This window comes from Bacillus cereus group sp. BfR-BA-01355, assembly GCF_022663675.1.
GTDB classification, from domain to species: Bacteria; Bacillota; Bacilli; order Bacillales; family Bacillaceae_G; genus Bacillus_A; species Bacillus_A thuringiensis_S.
The window spans coordinates 1-14,668 of sequence record NZ_JAKUFY010000130.1; the positions used below are offsets into that span (position 1 = coordinate 1).

The window sequence follows — 14,668 nt, forward strand, 5'->3', positions numbered from 1 at the left end:
ACAAATGCTAATACAAAAACCATCAATAATCCAATAAGACCTTTTACTTTTCGTAAAGCAATTCTTTCCACGTGAATCCTCCTCATAATAATTGATTCATTACAAGGGCTATTTTATCTAATACATGTTAATGTCGTTTAAATAAAAAATGAAGTTTATTAGATTTTTGTAAATATACAGTTAATTAGAAATTAAGTCCAACATTCCTCGTACTATTGTATACAACCACCTTTTGTCTAAAAGAGTCTGATCATTCTTTTCCTATGACTATTCACATATAATCTTTTCTATAACACTAATGATAAGTTAAGGTTTAAGCCTATTAGACAATCTTAATTTTTAATATTTCCTTCTTTTTTTAACACATCGGCCATGCTTTTACATTTAATAGTAGTAAAAGACCACTTAAAAGGAGGGGTTGTATTGAAGAATAAAAAAAATATCGGCTGTTTCGCTCCTTTATCTATTATTTGTCCAGCCCCTTGTCCACCGCCCCCTCCTCCAAATCCAAATTGCGAGCGAGTAACAAATGAATTTGCAGGGAATTTCCTTATAACTAATAACACCATTCCTTCTACCAAAGATGCATCACAATCAATGATACTGTGGCAAAGTGATGGGATACTACTTATATCAGGTACTGTTTCGGTTTACAATAGTACTAGCAGCACAGAATCAATTACAATTCAAATCGTTGGAGCCGCAACCAATATTTTCACTGTGTTTCCTGGTAATACAATATCGTACACAGGAAAAAACTTACAGTCAGTCAGTATTATCAATATAACAAGTAATCCTTCACTATATTTAGAAGGCAAGTACTGTTGCGAATTTACATGTTGCTTATAGAATACCAATTTCATTACTTTCTCAAAAAAAAGCATACCGTTCACGGTATGCTTTTTATGAGATTGGATAACGTACTGTAATACAAAACTCACCTTGATTAACAGTCGTTCCTGTCGTAGTAATTCGGACAGTAGTAAAATATCGGACAGTGAAAGTACCACTACTTTGTGGTTGTACAGTAATTGTATCAACTACTGTTGCCCCTACTAAAAAATCAACTGTAATCGGGTTGGCTCCCACATCGTATTTCACGTACCCTGAACCATATACTTCTTGCGTGATATTATTTGTATATACAATTTGAGTACCAGCACCTGTAATAGACCAGTCTGTACATACTTGGTCTTGCACAAGTGTTTTATTAGAACAACAAGACAAACTGGAACTTCTCATTCCCATTTTGAACCTCTCCTATTCTGCTATGAAAGTGGATAACGTGTTGTAATACAAAATTCTCCCTGATACGTTCCAGCAGGTGTTGCAGGTAACACAACTTGTATACTATCAAAGCGGCGATACGTAAAAGCAATACTCGTTCCTGGGTTTAATGTTTGTGTATCAATTGTACCCCCAGCAGAATCAAGTACCTCTACAGTAATTGGGCCTGGTCCAACATCATATTTAACAAAACCAGTACCAACTACGTTTTGGTTAATATTATTTGTATAGAGAACATTATCAATTGCTGTTGCAACTACAGTAGCAGACCACGGACTACACACTTTATCTTGCACATAATTTTTATCTGGACAACAAGTTAATGCTGACCCTGAGCACTCACAAGACATAGTTGTTTCCCCTCTCTCTTTTATATTCCCTATATGTGTATGTCCCTCAGAGTCTTTTGCCTGTACTATTCATCTATTTTCAAAAAATATTCAAATGACTAGATAGATTCCGTTTTATTTCTTTTCTTCATATATTTATAGACAAAGATACTAGCAACGATAAGAATAACGCCTCCTAATATCGGTAGCATATATTGCCCAACAACGTCCGCTGCTTTTTCCCAATGAGGACCTAATTTCATTCCAAAATAAACATATAAAGTCGTTAATGGGAACATTGCTACAAATGTATATATACTAAATTTCCATATGTTCATTTTCGCCATACCACACGGAACAGAAATAAGCGTTCGAACTCCTGGCACAAAGCGTCCAACAAATGCTACAACCGGTCCATATTTCTCAAAGAAATCATCTGCTTTTTGAATTTGTTCTTCTTTAATGAAGAAGTATTTCCCGTATTTTATTAATAGAGGACGACCGCCGTAATAACCGAGTGCATATAACGTTAAAGGTCCTGTCGTTCCGCCGAGGGTTCCGGCTAGTACAGCAAGCCAAAAATTCATATCTCCCTCGTACACCCAATAACCAACCATGGGCAAAACTACTTCTGCTGGAATAAATTCAAACGTTAATGCTAACACAACTCCAAAATAAGAAAACTGCTTTAAAAACTCGATTATATCTAAAATAATTTGCTCCATATTTTTAACTCCTATCCTACGTTTACGTTATGCTTTTCTTGTAATTGAACTGGCGCCATTTTTACAATTCGGTTCAAAATAAATAACACAATTCCAATATCATCTAAAATACCGATAAACGGTAAGAAGTCTGGAATTAAATCGAGCGGCATCGCAACATAACCAACTAAAAACGCAATAGATAAAATTTTCTTCTTTATTGAAACCTCTTTTGAAGTGAAAAAGTCAAATAGAAATGGAACAAATCGGCGAACATGAAATACAACTCTTAATCTACTAATAAGTTTTTTCATTTTTATATCTCCTCTCTTTGTATACAAAAAGGACCCTACCAAACATGGTAAGGGTCCTAAAAAAGACAATAAGGGGCCTTTACCATTGCTGGTAAAGGTCTCACTAACAACGGAACGTTGCCAATAAAGCCGAGGGTTTCTCCCTGTAATGACGACTTTACTGTAATAAGTTACTCCCCTTTATAGACAATTTTATACACTCACATTAAAATATTTCGAAGGGCTTGTCAATATATTTTATATCTCAGGCTCTCCCGCTTACTCTTCACTAAAAAAGCAAATAAACGTATAGGAAATTTCTTACTATCTCATAATATACATAATCATTTGTAAGGAAAGGAGAGACTTCATTTGCATACCGTATGGAAAGGTGCACTCTCACTTGGATTATTAAATATAGGAATTAAACTATATAGTGCTGTAGAAGAAAACGATATAAAATTTTTAAGTCTCCATAAAGAATGCTTAACACCTATTAAATATAAAAAATTTGCTCCCGATTGCACGGATGAAGAAATCGATGATACAGATATTGTAAAAGCCTATGAATACGCACCTCATAAATACATTATTATAGATGAAAAAGAATTGGCTGAATTACAAAAAGCTCACGAACCACGCTCCATTCGTATTATATCTTTTGTCCAAAATAACGAAATCGATTCTGTTCTTTATGACCGTTCTTATTTTATAGGCCCTACCCCAGGACATGAAAAATCATATTTATTATTAAAAGAGGCTCTTGAACGTACAAATAAACTTGGGCTTATTCATATTTCTATTAGAAAAAAACAACATTTAGCTATTATCCGTAACTTTGAAGATGGGCTTATGTTACAAACTATTCACTATCCTAATGAAATTCGCGATATAACAAATACACCTAACTTACCAAGTAATGAAAATTATCCTATTCAAAAACAAGAACTCACAGCAGCAATTAATTTAATCCACCACCTTACAAATCCTTTTGAACAAGAAATGTATACAGATGAGTATAAAGAAGCACTTACCGAACTAATCGAAAACAAAATTGAACAACAGGAAAAAACCGAAACAATCTCTCCAACTCCAAACATCATCAATATTATGGAGACATTACAGGCAAGTATTGAACAAGCGAAAATAAAAAGAGAAAATAAAACAGAAAAAGAGGCCAAATAAAATTGGCCTCTTTTTTCTTTAAAGCGGATTACATTTTGGTATCTCAAGTCCAGATGATTGCGCTAATTTTAATAAGTAATAACATTCTTCTCTTGCCATATGATCCGCCATTCTAGCAGATAATGTACTTAATATTTCATTCGATAACTCTAGCTCTTCAACTTCATGGAGAAAATGTGAAAATAATTTTAACTCAAGTGAAACATCTTTTGTAAACTTCTTTAATGCAGGAAAATGATGAAGCTCTGTCCGTAAATACCCTGTCATCTCAACTGCCTTTAAGTAAAATTTTTCAAAGTGCTTCGTGAATTCTTCACTTTTCTCTTTTAATCTTTTTTCAACAAGATCTAGTCCACCAGAAATAGATCCTGCATGACCAGCCGCATCTGTTAACCAAACGAGGTGATAATGTAATTCATGAAAAACAGGCGGAACTTCTCCTTTCTTTAAAAATTCTAACACTGTTATATACTCTTCTACTTCGTTTACCATATGATTGATGAAAGTTGGCGTAAAATGAATAGTGATTTTTCCCTCGAGTTGTTTCTGTATAATACTTAATTTAAACATTCTTATTTCCTTTGCGGCTCGTTCTGCCTCTTTTGAAAATGTAATGAGATTCACATTATGTACTTTATTTAAAAGATTCGTAAATGTTTCAAGAAAATAAGCGGCCTTCTTTATATCCTCTTTTTCCTTCGGAGCTAATGCATCAAGTAAAAATTGCGAATGATCAGTAAGCACCTTTAGCCAAAATTGATGCTCAAACAACGCACTTTCTTCATAATTTCTCTCCACTAAATCCCCTCCTTTTATTCGGCCTTCTCTATCACTTGAAGTTTGTATCCATCTGGGTCTTGTACTACAATACTCTTCTCACTTTTGTTTTCCGTATATAAAATTTCATAAAACGCTAGCTTCTTTTTTAACTTCTCTATGTTAGAAATCGAAAATGTTAAACCATCGCATGAATTCGTAACACTCTTCTCTCTTCCTCCTAACATGCGATTCATAACAAAACTAATTCTCGTTGAATCGGCATCATACCAAACACCTGTAATATCTAATTGTGGTCTTTCTGAACTAGGTGTTATTCCTAAAATTCCTTCGTAAAAATACAGAGTTTCCTTTAAGTTCTTTACTTCTAACACAATTAAATTTTTTACATTCTCCACATTCATTCCCCCTGCACTTATTACTTTTTTATATGTGTCATAAAGGCCTATTATGTCTGAATACAATACGTAGTAATGAACATTTAAGGAGGTTTATTCGTGAATAAATATATGAGATCATTCGTGCCCTATCATAGTCCTCTCGATCCTTGTCCTCCTATCGGAAAAAAATATTATTCTACTCCTCCTAATTTATTTTTAGGCTTTCAACCGCCAAACTTACCGCAATTCACGCCAAAAGAAGCACTACAAAAAGGGACTTTATGGCCTGTTTTTTATGACTATTATGAAAATCCTTATAAAAAAGGGCGGTGACTACTGACGTGACTCAATCGCTACCAGAAGAATACTATCAGCTTTTACTGGAGCTTCAAGAACTGGACTTTGTACTAGTTGAACTCACTCTTTATTTAGATACACATCCAGATGACACCGCTGCGATTAATCAATTTAATGATTTTTCCTATAAACGGAGAGTATTAAAACAAAAGATGGAAGAAAAATACGGACCACTCCAACAGTTTGGAAACAGCTATTCTAATGCCCCTTGGGAATGGAGCAAAGGTCCTTGGCCATGGCAAATATAAAGGAGAGAAACTATGTGGATTTATGAAAAGAAATTACAATACCCAGTTAAAGTGGGAACTTGCAATCCAGCACTTGCAAAATTATTAATTGAGCAATACGGCGGTGCAGATGGCGAGTTAGCTGCTGCACTACGTTACTTAAATCAACGTTATACAATTCCTGATAAAGTCATTGGCCTTCTTACTGATATTGGCACAGAAGAATTTGCTCACCTTGAAATGATTGCTACGATGGTTTATAAGCTGACGAAAGATGCGACTCCTGAACAGATGAAGGCAGCTGGTCTTGACCCTCATTACGTCGACCATGACAGCGCTCTTCATTACCATAACGCTGCTGGTGTTCCATTTACTGCAACCTATATACAGGCTAAAGGTGATCCAATTGCCGATCTATACGAGGATATTGCAGCTGAAGAAAAAGCACGCGCAACATATCAATGGCTCATTAACTTATCAGATGATCCAGATATAAATGACAGCCTACGCTTTTTACGCGAACGAGAAATTGTCCATTCACAACGTTTCCGAGAAGCAGTTGAAATTTTAAAAGAAGAACGTGATAAAAAAATATTTTTTTAAAACATGTATCCTAGCGGTATGTGTTTTTTTATGTTAAAAGTTAAATCCTTCCTATTAAACATATAAATAGTATATTTATTCGATTTAATGCATTATTTTTTAATATTTTCAAAATTCCCTATTGCTTTCTAATCATCAGACCTTTAAAATAATAACAGTTACTCGACAAATTATTTGAATTTTCGACAAAAAATACTCATTAGGAGGATTTTCTTTATATGCGTACAACTTTAAAACCAGCGCAAATACTTTCGATTAGTTTATTACTATTCGCAGTTTTCTTCGGTGCTGGTAATATGATTTTCCCGCCCCTTCTTGGTCTTTCTTCCGGAGAAAATATGTGGGTTTCCATTACAGGGTTTATTATTACAGACGTCGGTTTATCTTTACTTGCTATCGTTGCTGTTGCCCTTGCTGGTGGTAGTTTTAACACTTTAGCGAGCCGTGTTCATCCAAAATTCGCAGCAGTATTCGCTATCATTATTTATCTTTCAATCGGCCCACTATTTGTTATTCCACGAACTGGATCTGTATCTTATGAAATCGGGATTGCACCACTTTTCCCAGATCAATGGTATTCTATGTTAGTTTTTAGTGCGATTTTCTTCACAGTCGTTTACTTCTTATCATTAAATCCATCCAAGCTAGTAGATCATATCGGTAAAATATTAACGCCAATTTTACTTGTAATTATTGCAATTATGGCAACAAAAGCGATTCTTTCACCAGGGACGTTTGCAGAACCTATCGGTGACTATAAAGACATCCCGTTTTTCAAAGGATTTCTTGAAGGATTTTTAACGTTAGATGCAATTGGGGCTCTCGTACTATCAACAATTGTTGTAAATGCAATTCGTCAAAATGGTATACAAGAGAAGAAATCTATCGCAAAATATACAATCATTTGCGGAAGTATCGCTGCTCTATTCTTAACAATTGTTTACTTCTTACTCGGTTATATTGGAGCTTCAAACGGAAACTTAGGACAATTCGAAAACGGTGGGCAGCTATTAGCTACTGTTATGTATCAATTCTTTGGGACAAGCGGTAATATTTTATTAAGTATCGCCATTATCTTCGCTTGTTTAACAACGGCAATTGGTGTTGTGAGTGCATTTGCAAATTACTTCACAACAGTGCTAACAAATGTTTCATACAAAAAGCTTGTACTATACGTTTGTATCTTTAGTTTCGTTATTTCAAACTTAGGATTAAGCTTATTAATTAAAATCACATTACCTGTATTAATTATTTTGTACCCAATTACGATCATTTTAGTTTTCGTATCATTTATCGATAAATATACGAAACGTAAACCTTCTGTCTACATTGGAGCGATGATCGCAGCGTTTATTATTAGCTGTATTCATGCACTTGATAATGTGGAAATGATACCAGATTTTATCGCTAATATCGTACACACCATTCCTTTTTATAACTTAGGAATTGGCTGGATCATTCCAGCAATAATCGGTGGTATAATTGGATACTTTATTCCGCAAACAGAAGCTGCAGGTGAAGTTTCTACAAAATAAAAAAAAGAAGCAAGCATGAAATCCATGCTTGCTTCTTTTTCTCTTCACATCGTATGTTTAAAAGTAAATAAATCTTCTTTTGACTGCACAACAGATTGTTCCGCTTCTACTACGTCCTTCTTTATCTCTCCTCCTAATCTTACTTTCAACATCGCCTCTTCTATACTTTTTACAATCATATTTCCTGAAAAAATAGTAAGTCCAAAAAATGTAATCGGAACGAGAGGGATCCACGGATTCACTGTTAATGATCTAAAATAGACTCCAATTAAGCCTGACCATTCATGTGTGTATGATTCTATTTCTTCTATCGGTCCTAAAAACTGAACTGTTCCGCCAAAGAATATTTCTAGTAACCCTAAGTGCAGTAAAATAGTAAGAGTTTGCGTAAACTGCTGAAAAAATACAAGTATAAACGTCATATAGAGATGCGGGAAAATATGCTTTATAACAATATGCCTTCTCGATCCACCTAATATGCACGCAGCTTCAATAAATTCTTCGGTTCTCAACTTACGGACTTCCTTCGCAACATACAGTGCAATAACTGGCATCACAAGCATTACAAGTAATAAAACTTGAAACGAAGCCCTTTCAAAAAAGGTTGTTGTTTCCTCTCCACTCCCAAATGCATTTGCAAAGTGAAGAAAAAAGTACGCAATCATAACTGTTGGAATAACTGTAAAACTATCAAAGAAAGCCTCAATTTTTGAAAACCCTCTTTTTACATATGTTCCAAGCACAACACCAAAAAACACACCTATCACCATTCTAAGTGCCGCAATTAAAATAGATATACCAATCGTCCACTTCGCACCTTCAATGACTAAATGTAACAGGTCGTATCCTTTCCGGTCTGTCCCGAGTAAAAATTGTAATGAAGGTGAAAACGGTGGCACTTGTGGATTTTCATCTGCATCATATTGCAATGTAACTTGCCTAATGTGTCCATCATTCCATAACGTATTTCCGATGCTCAAAAGAACTAATATGAGAAGAAACCCAATACTTATCCAAAATCTTTTATCGCGTTTTATATACATCCACATATTATAATCTCTCCTTCATCGCAGTTGGAATGAAATAATGAAACAGCTTGAATAAAATAAATATCGGGATATATATAAGCAGCATACTAACGATGAAAACCTCAACTCTAATACCCTCATACGATTTCAAAAACATAAAAATACCACCCGTATTAAAAATCCATTCTATAATATATAAATTAGATAACATAAAAAAGATATTCGTTTTCGCAAAGAATAATGTACTAAGCAACACATTTCGTAAAATATGACGATTTAAAATATGAAAACGCCCCAGCCCTTTCGCCTTAGCAAATAGTACATAATCTTTTTCTAGTTCATTTTCAAAACGAATCACTACCATTTTTACAAACATAATCGTAGTCGGGATGCTCAAACACAATATTGGCAACCCTCTAATCGACTCGCCTCCAATTGACGCAATTTGAAAAGGTAAAAAACCTGTTTGTTTAAAAAACCATACAACTAAGATTTGTGATACTAAAATAAGAAGAATATCTGGAATGGATTCTAGGAAGATAAGAAATGATTTAATTCGATGTTGTATACGCGGTGAACTACTCATAATTACATAAACAATGCAAAATGCTACAAATAATGAAATGAAAAAAGCAGCCAAAAAAATAATAATCGTTTCTTTATAATGGACGAACAACTGTGGAAATAAAAATTTACCTCTCACATATTGCAAATTGGAAATATCCATTAAGTTCACAAACACTTCTTTTAAAGTCTGTATGTACTTTGATACATCCACCTTAAATCCATAAAATAATTTCGGCAAAGCCCCTAAAATAATAATCCCCAAAATCGAAATAAGAAATTGAATCGTCACTTCCATTCCATTTAGAAAAACTTTTTTGACCACGTTTTCCCTTCTCTCTATATATAATTTACCCCCTAATTTTATTCTTAATTTTCAGAATTGTAAATATTTTAAAGATAAAAAATCACTAGGCTATGATCCTAGTGATTCTTTATGCGCATGCCTCTCTCTTTTCGCAAACGGCATATACAAAGTGTAACATCCAATAAGCGCAGCTATTTCTAATGAAATAATATAGTAAGGATGCGGCCCTAACATATCGAGTAATGAAGCAGTTTCTGGCTTATGAGCTAAAAACATATAATTACCGCCTGTTTTGTAATTTACAAACGAAACAATCGGAATCAATATGTTTAAAAATATCATCGTACGTTTAATAGATTGTAATGTAGGACGATACCCTTCTACCCAAGTCATAAAGAGCGGTGCCCAAATGAGCAATACATGTGCGATGAAATATTCAATGAAACGAAAATGTGGAAAAGTATACTGCAAGTTCGGCGTTAAAATGGCTTGTGATGCACCAATAATTCCTGTAAAAAATACAATCTCATATATGCGGTAACTTTTCGTTACAATCATAATCGACGCTAATAATAAACTAATCGTACATAACTCAAACGGTAATGAAGTAGCTAGCTCAAAAATCCCCGCTTTCCACTCCCACATATAGAGCCCAATTTCACTACCTATAAATAAAAATGCAATCGCATATCGAACCGTTATATTCCACTCACTTTGACGCAATAAATCTTGGTATTGATACAGAAAAAATATCCCCACCAACATAATAAATAATATAAGGACGTGTTGTCTTGAGTATGGAATAAACGATTTTAATGGATGCGCACTAAAATAAGCTTCCATCTTCCTTCCTCCTCTCCTTCATACAATATTATTGTAAGAAAGAAACAACGAGTCAATTCATTTGCTTATACTAGGACAACCTCTACCTTACATTTACATATTCATACCTTACAAAACTGTAAGGTTATTGTAAGCTAAAACGATTTGTCAGATTCTTCACCTCTTCTATACTTAATGTAGATACTAAAACGAACGAAAAGGTGATAAATAGATGAAAAAGAAAAATAAAGTGTTAATTACTAGTGTAGTAGCAATTGGAATTGCAGCTGGATCATACTTTGCATTTGCTGGTGGTGGCCGTTCAGAAGTAGCAATGGCATATAGCGGATATAAAGTAACTGAAAAACAAATCCAAAACGCGCAAAAATTTGGTGGCGAAGTTATTCCAAACGGAATTGAAACTATTTCATTCGATCCAACAAAAGGAACATATGAATTAGCTGTAAAAAAAGGCGATGAAGTGAAAAAAGGTCAGCTTCTGTTTAAATACAATGACCCTACTGCTAAACAAGGTGTAACAGAAGCAGAAATGCAAAAGAAAATCGCACAAAAAGAAGTAACGTTGTTTCAAAAACAAATTGATGCAGCGAAACAAAAATTACAAAAAGATAAAAATGCAGGCCTTCCTTCTGAAGCATTAAAAGCATCAGAAGTTGAAGTTGGGCAATTAGAATCACAACTTGAAATGAAAAAGTTTGAAGTTGAAAAAGCTGATGAAATGATTAAAGCAGCAAAAGAAAAAGTAAACACACTTTCTGTAACAAGTCCTGCTGATGGCGTAATTGATGATATCGTGAAAACTGCTGACGAAAAAACAGGTATGAGCGGAATTACTCTTCGTCACGCTGGTCAATTCAAGGTAAAAGGTCAACTTTCTGAATATGAGCTTGCTAGTATGAAAGTTGGGCAAGAAGTAACTGTTTCCTCAAAAACTGTCGCTGGTAAGACTTGGACAGGAAAAGTAACAGAAATCGGTTCTACACCATTAAAGAGCATGGATGAAAATAAAACTGTTTCTAACTATCAATTCACTGTCACATTAGATAATAGTGACGAACTACAAAACGGCTTCCACGTATACGTAACAAGTAAATCTGGCGAAGCAACTGGTACAATTGTTCCGAAAAGCAGTATCGTGAAAAAAGGTGACAAAAATGTTGTCTTCGTTGTAAAAGACGGTAAAGCGAAAGAACAAGCAGTTACTGTTGAATTCGAGACTGATAGCGAATCAAAAGTTTCTGGAGTGAAAAAAGGAGAGGAAGTTATCTCTAAACCTGAAAAAGACTTAAAAGATGGTATGGAGGTTGTCGCCCAGTGATTAACTTAAAAGGCATCACGAAATCCTTCCAAAATGGTGCAGAATCCGTTCAAATATTACACGGAATTGACGTAACACTGAATCAAGGAGAATTCACTTCTATTATGGGACCTTCTGGTTCTGGTAAATCAACATTAATGAACATTATTGGTTGCTTAGATAAACCGACGACGGGTACGTACGAACTAGCTGGACAAAACATTTCAAACATGTCTGAAACAGAACTTGCACATGTTCGTAATAAAGAAATCGGATTCGTATTCCAAAACTTCATGTTATTACCGAGACTTACAGCACTTCAAAATGTAGAGCTACCTCTTATTTACGCTGGAGTTGATAAAAAAGAAAGACGCGAACGCTCATTAGCCGCTTTAACAAAAGTCGGTTTAGCTGATCGCGCTACTCACTTACCAAACGAATTATCCGGTGGTCAAAAGCAACGTGTCGCCGTTGCCCGCGCAATCGTAAATAACCCAAAATTCATTTTAGCCGATGAACCGACGGGAGCACTTGATACGAAAACAAGTACACAAATTATGGACCTCTTTTACGAATTAAATAAACAAGGCTCAACAATCATTATGATTACCCATGACCGTGAAATCGGGGAAGCTGCAGCACGTCAAATTGTAATTCGTGACGGAAATGTCGTCCAAGATTGGAGAGGTTAATTTTGAATACGAGTGAAAATATACGCATGGCCCTTTCCTCTATCTTTGCTCATAAAATGCGTTCCATCTTAACGATGCTAGGTATTATTATCGGTATTAGTGCCATTATTACTATCATTTCAATGGGTGATGGTACAAACGCAAAGTTTAAAAAAGAATTAGGCCAAGGAAAAGATAACGAAGTAACGATTTACTACAACAATCCTGATTACGGAACAGATAGTGCCAAAATCACACCTGATATGCTAAACCGTCTGCAAACTGTACCAGGCGTTAAAGATGTATATCCAGACGTAAGTATGAAAGTAAAAGCATCTGCTGGTTCAAAAGATGTAAATCTTGATTTAAAAGGTGGAACAGGCGCCTTTATGAAAGATTCGAAAATAAAATTAGTTCACGGTCGTGAATTAAATGACAGTGAACTAAACCAAGCAATCCCTGCTGTTATATTAAATGAAGAAGCTTTCAACAAATTATTTAGTGGTTGGGAATCAAACCAATACACAGATATAAAAGGAAAGCCTTATAAAATAGTCGGTGTATACGAAACGAAAAACGACTTTGGAATGCCTATGCCTGAAGGTTATACATCACTTGAAAATGCACCTGTAATTTCAGGAGTAAATGAGTATGACTCCGTAAGATTAACAATGACCTCTCCGACAGAACGTAAAAGTGTAGAAAAACAAGCCGTTTCTGTCTTAAACGAACTGAAAGCTCCTAAATTTGAGCACAAATTCGAAGCACAAGACTTAGGTGAATTTACGAAACAACTAGACGAATCAATCGGTATGATGAAAATGGTATTCGGTGGTATTGCTGCTATCTCCTTACTTGTTGGTGGTATCGGTGTAATGAACATCATGCTCGTATCTGTAACAGAACGTACACGTGAGATTGGTATTCGTAAAGCTCTTGGTGCAACACGTGGTAAAGTATTAACACAATTCTTAATCGAATCTTGTATTTTAACAGGACTTGGTGGTTTCATCGGATTCATGCTCGGTATTTTCTTCGCTTGGATCGTCTCAATCTTTGCTGGATGGCCACTCGTTGTCTCAAAAGAACTTGGACTTCTTGCAGTAGGTATTTCAATGCTGATCGGTATTGCATTCGGACTACTACCAGCTAACAAAGCTGCAAAACTTGATCCAATTGAATGTTTACGATATGAATAAACAAAAACGTAGGAGTTTACACTCCTGCGTTTTTTATTTACCTATTAAATCGAGTTTCTTCTATTATATATGTTTCACGTTACAACTATCATTCTATTACTCTTCATTATTTATAGGTACTAAGGCTATTATCTAATCCTATTATTGCAAAAATACTATGTAACAGACGAAAATCAAGGCGTAATTTTTTCCATACATCGACTGATTTTGTAACAATTATATCGATATTTTATTAAATTTCACCTCGTTTATATGTTTTCACACCTAAAAACATTATCATTTCATAACTAATTTTTCATTCAAATAGTAAAATACATCATTCTTGTAACACTACAGACATTCAAGATAAACATCACTGTAATATTATTAATGTTACAGTAATTGAAATGCTACTCATTTTGTGTTTTATATGCCCTGATACGCCAAAAAACAACAAGGAAGCGCTATCAGGATATTTATGGAATTGTTACAGAATATTAATGCTCCGTTACGAAAGCTTTGTAATTATATGTTTTTCGCAAATAAGAAAATAATGGTTGCTATAATGAGGTCAACGAAAACAAATGCAATGGAGGCTATTATGAAAAAATTTATGGGTATAGCAACAGCAGCGGTTTTTGGTCTTGGGATTTTCACAACATCTGCTAAAGCAGAAACAATCGTAACGACTGACGTACTAAACGTACGAGAAAACCCAACTACTGAATCAAAAGTTGTAGGAAAATTATTAGATGGATATAAAGTAAATGTTTTACATACAGAAAATGGTTGGTCAAAAGTTCAATTGAATAGCGGTAAAGAAGCTTTCATAAGCGCTGACTATACAAAAGACACTTACTACGTAACAGCAAACGTATTAAACGTACGTGCTGGTGCAAACACAGATTCAGAGATTCTTGGTAAGTTGAAAAAAGATGATATAATCGAAACAACACACCAAGTACAAAATGATTGGATTCAATTTGAATATAACGGAAAAACAGCTTATGTTCATGTTCCTTACTTAACAGGTAAAGCTCCAATTAAAGTTCAGCCAGTAGTTAAAGTTGAAAAAACAACTACAGTTCAAGATACAGCTAAAG

The 14,668-nt window shown here is 34.7% G+C and carries 20 protein-coding genes; 10 read left to right on the forward strand and 10 right to left on the reverse strand.

Annotation, left to right across the window (positions count from 1 at the left end; translation table 11 throughout):
• Positions 1 to 332: 332 nt before the first annotated feature.
• Positions 333 to 581: a hypothetical protein gene (locus MR167_RS33430; protein WP_003276823.1), complete on the reverse strand. Its 249-nt coding sequence runs from the start codon at positions 579 to 581 to the stop codon at positions 333 to 335.
• On the opposite strand from MR167_RS33430, the gene MR167_RS27385 reads away from it, so the two are divergent.
• Positions 469 to 849, forward strand: coding sequence for an S-Ena type endospore appendage (locus MR167_RS27385; protein ID WP_229172956.1), 381 nt, complete (start codon positions 469 to 471; stop codon positions 847 to 849). The two genes, MR167_RS33430 and MR167_RS27385, sit on opposite strands and share 113 nt — an antisense overlap.
• 54 nt (positions 850 to 903) lie before the next feature.
• Here MR167_RS27385 and MR167_RS27390 read toward each other — a convergent pair whose 3' ends face one another.
• The 4 genes from MR167_RS27390 to MR167_RS27405 all read right to left on the reverse strand — a co-directional run bounded on the left by MR167_RS27390 (position 904) and on the right by MR167_RS27405 (position 2,634).
• Positions 904 to 1,248, reverse strand: a complete 345-nt coding sequence (locus MR167_RS27390; RefSeq protein WP_000525819.1) for a DUF3992 domain-containing protein — start codon at positions 1,246 to 1,248, stop codon at positions 904 to 906.
• 20 nt (positions 1,249 to 1,268) lie between these two features.
• Entirely contained in the window at positions 1,269 to 1,637 is a 369-nt protein-coding gene (locus MR167_RS27395; RefSeq protein ID WP_001277542.1) for a DUF3992 domain-containing protein, read from the reverse strand.
• A 98-nt stretch (positions 1,638 to 1,735) separates the two neighbouring features.
• On the reverse strand, positions 1,736 to 2,341 hold the full coding sequence (locus MR167_RS27400) for a DedA family protein (RefSeq protein WP_000435017.1): 606 nt from the start codon (positions 2,339 to 2,341) through the stop codon (positions 1,736 to 1,738).
• An 11-nt stretch (positions 2,342 to 2,352) separates the two neighbouring features.
• Positions 2,353 to 2,634 (reverse strand): YkvA family protein, encoded by a 282-nt coding sequence (locus MR167_RS27405; RefSeq protein WP_000733844.1) that lies wholly within the window; start codon positions 2,632 to 2,634, stop codon positions 2,353 to 2,355.
• Positions 2,635 to 2,985: 351 nt separating this feature from the next.
• Here MR167_RS27405 and ku point away from each other — a divergent pair, with 351 nt between their 5' ends.
• Entirely contained in the window at positions 2,986 to 3,798 is an 813-nt protein-coding gene (gene ku, locus MR167_RS27410; protein WP_000557750.1) for a non-homologous end joining protein Ku, read from the forward strand.
• Positions 3,799 to 3,816: 18 nt separating this feature from the next.
• Here the strand turns inward: ku and MR167_RS27415 are convergent, their stop codons facing one another.
• Both MR167_RS27415 and MR167_RS27420 read right to left on the reverse strand, forming a co-directional pair.
• On the reverse strand, positions 3,817 to 4,596 hold the full coding sequence (locus MR167_RS27415) for a DUF2935 domain-containing protein (RefSeq protein ID WP_000440984.1): 780 nt from the start codon (positions 4,594 to 4,596) through the stop codon (positions 3,817 to 3,819).
• Between the two features lie 14 nt (positions 4,597 to 4,610).
• Complete coding sequence (locus MR167_RS27420) at positions 4,611 to 4,979, reverse strand: VOC family protein (protein WP_003276813.1); 369 nt, start codon at positions 4,977 to 4,979, stop codon at positions 4,611 to 4,613.
• Between the two features lie 93 nt (positions 4,980 to 5,072).
• Between MR167_RS27420 and MR167_RS27425 the strand changes: the two genes are divergently transcribed.
• From MR167_RS27425 to brnQ2, 4 genes are all read left to right on the forward strand, one after another.
• Entirely contained in the window at positions 5,073 to 5,288 is a 216-nt protein-coding gene (locus MR167_RS27425) for a spore coat associated protein CotJA (RefSeq protein ID WP_001046257.1), read from the forward strand.
• An 8-nt stretch (positions 5,289 to 5,296) separates the two neighbouring features.
• Positions 5,297 to 5,560 (forward strand): spore coat protein CotJB, encoded by a 264-nt coding sequence (locus tag MR167_RS27430; RefSeq protein ID WP_000194492.1) that lies wholly within the window; start codon positions 5,297 to 5,299, stop codon positions 5,558 to 5,560.
• A 12-nt stretch (positions 5,561 to 5,572) separates the two neighbouring features.
• Complete coding sequence (cotJC, locus tag MR167_RS27435; protein WP_000265275.1) at positions 5,573 to 6,142, forward strand: spore coat protein CotJC; 570 nt, start codon at positions 5,573 to 5,575, stop codon at positions 6,140 to 6,142.
• Between the two features lie 218 nt (positions 6,143 to 6,360).
• Positions 6,361 to 7,677: a branched-chain amino acid transport system II carrier protein BrnQ2 gene (brnQ2, locus tag MR167_RS27440; RefSeq protein WP_001260933.1), complete on the forward strand. Its 1,317-nt coding sequence runs from the start codon at positions 6,361 to 6,363 to the stop codon at positions 7,675 to 7,677.
• Positions 7,678 to 7,721: 44 nt separating this feature from the next.
• Here the strand turns inward: brnQ2 and MR167_RS27445 are convergent, their stop codons facing one another.
• The 3 genes from MR167_RS27445 to MR167_RS27455 form a co-directional block, all read right to left on the reverse strand.
• Complete coding sequence (locus MR167_RS27445) at positions 7,722 to 8,726, reverse strand: ABC transporter permease (RefSeq protein ID WP_000266973.1); 1,005 nt, start codon at positions 8,724 to 8,726, stop codon at positions 7,722 to 7,724.
• A 1-nt stretch (position 8,727) separates the two neighbouring features.
• Positions 8,728 to 9,594 carry an ABC transporter permease subunit gene (locus MR167_RS27450; RefSeq protein ID WP_000239690.1) on the reverse strand — a complete coding sequence of 289 codons (867 nt, stop codon included), beginning with the start codon at positions 9,592 to 9,594 and terminating at the stop codon, positions 8,728 to 8,730.
• A gap of 90 nt (positions 9,595 to 9,684) precedes the next feature.
• Positions 9,685 to 10,419, reverse strand: coding sequence for a YwaF family protein (locus MR167_RS27455; protein WP_000388717.1), 735 nt, complete (start codon positions 10,417 to 10,419; stop codon positions 9,685 to 9,687).
• A 211-nt stretch (positions 10,420 to 10,630) separates the two neighbouring features.
• Between MR167_RS27455 and MR167_RS27460 the strand changes: the two genes are divergently transcribed.
• The 4 genes from MR167_RS27460 to MR167_RS27475 all read left to right on the forward strand — a co-directional run.
• The gene (locus MR167_RS27460; protein ID WP_242315959.1) at positions 10,631 to 11,737 is read left to right on the forward strand and encodes an efflux RND transporter periplasmic adaptor subunit; all 1,107 of its coding nucleotides are present in this window, start codon (positions 10,631 to 10,633) and stop codon (positions 11,735 to 11,737) included.
• Complete coding sequence (locus MR167_RS27465) at positions 11,734 to 12,408, forward strand: ABC transporter ATP-binding protein (protein ID WP_000609101.1); 675 nt, start codon at positions 11,734 to 11,736, stop codon at positions 12,406 to 12,408. Before MR167_RS27460 ends, MR167_RS27465 begins: the two co-directional genes overlap by 4 nt.
• A gap of 26 nt (positions 12,409 to 12,434) precedes the next feature.
• Positions 12,435 to 13,586, forward strand: a complete 1,152-nt coding sequence (locus MR167_RS27470) for an ABC transporter permease (RefSeq protein ID WP_003309116.1) — start codon at positions 12,435 to 12,437, stop codon at positions 13,584 to 13,586.
• 457 nt (positions 13,587 to 14,043) lie between these two features.
• A partial coding sequence (locus MR167_RS27475) for an SH3 domain-containing protein (RefSeq protein WP_242315961.1) occupies positions 14,044 to 14,668 on the forward strand: 625 nt, incomplete at its 3' end.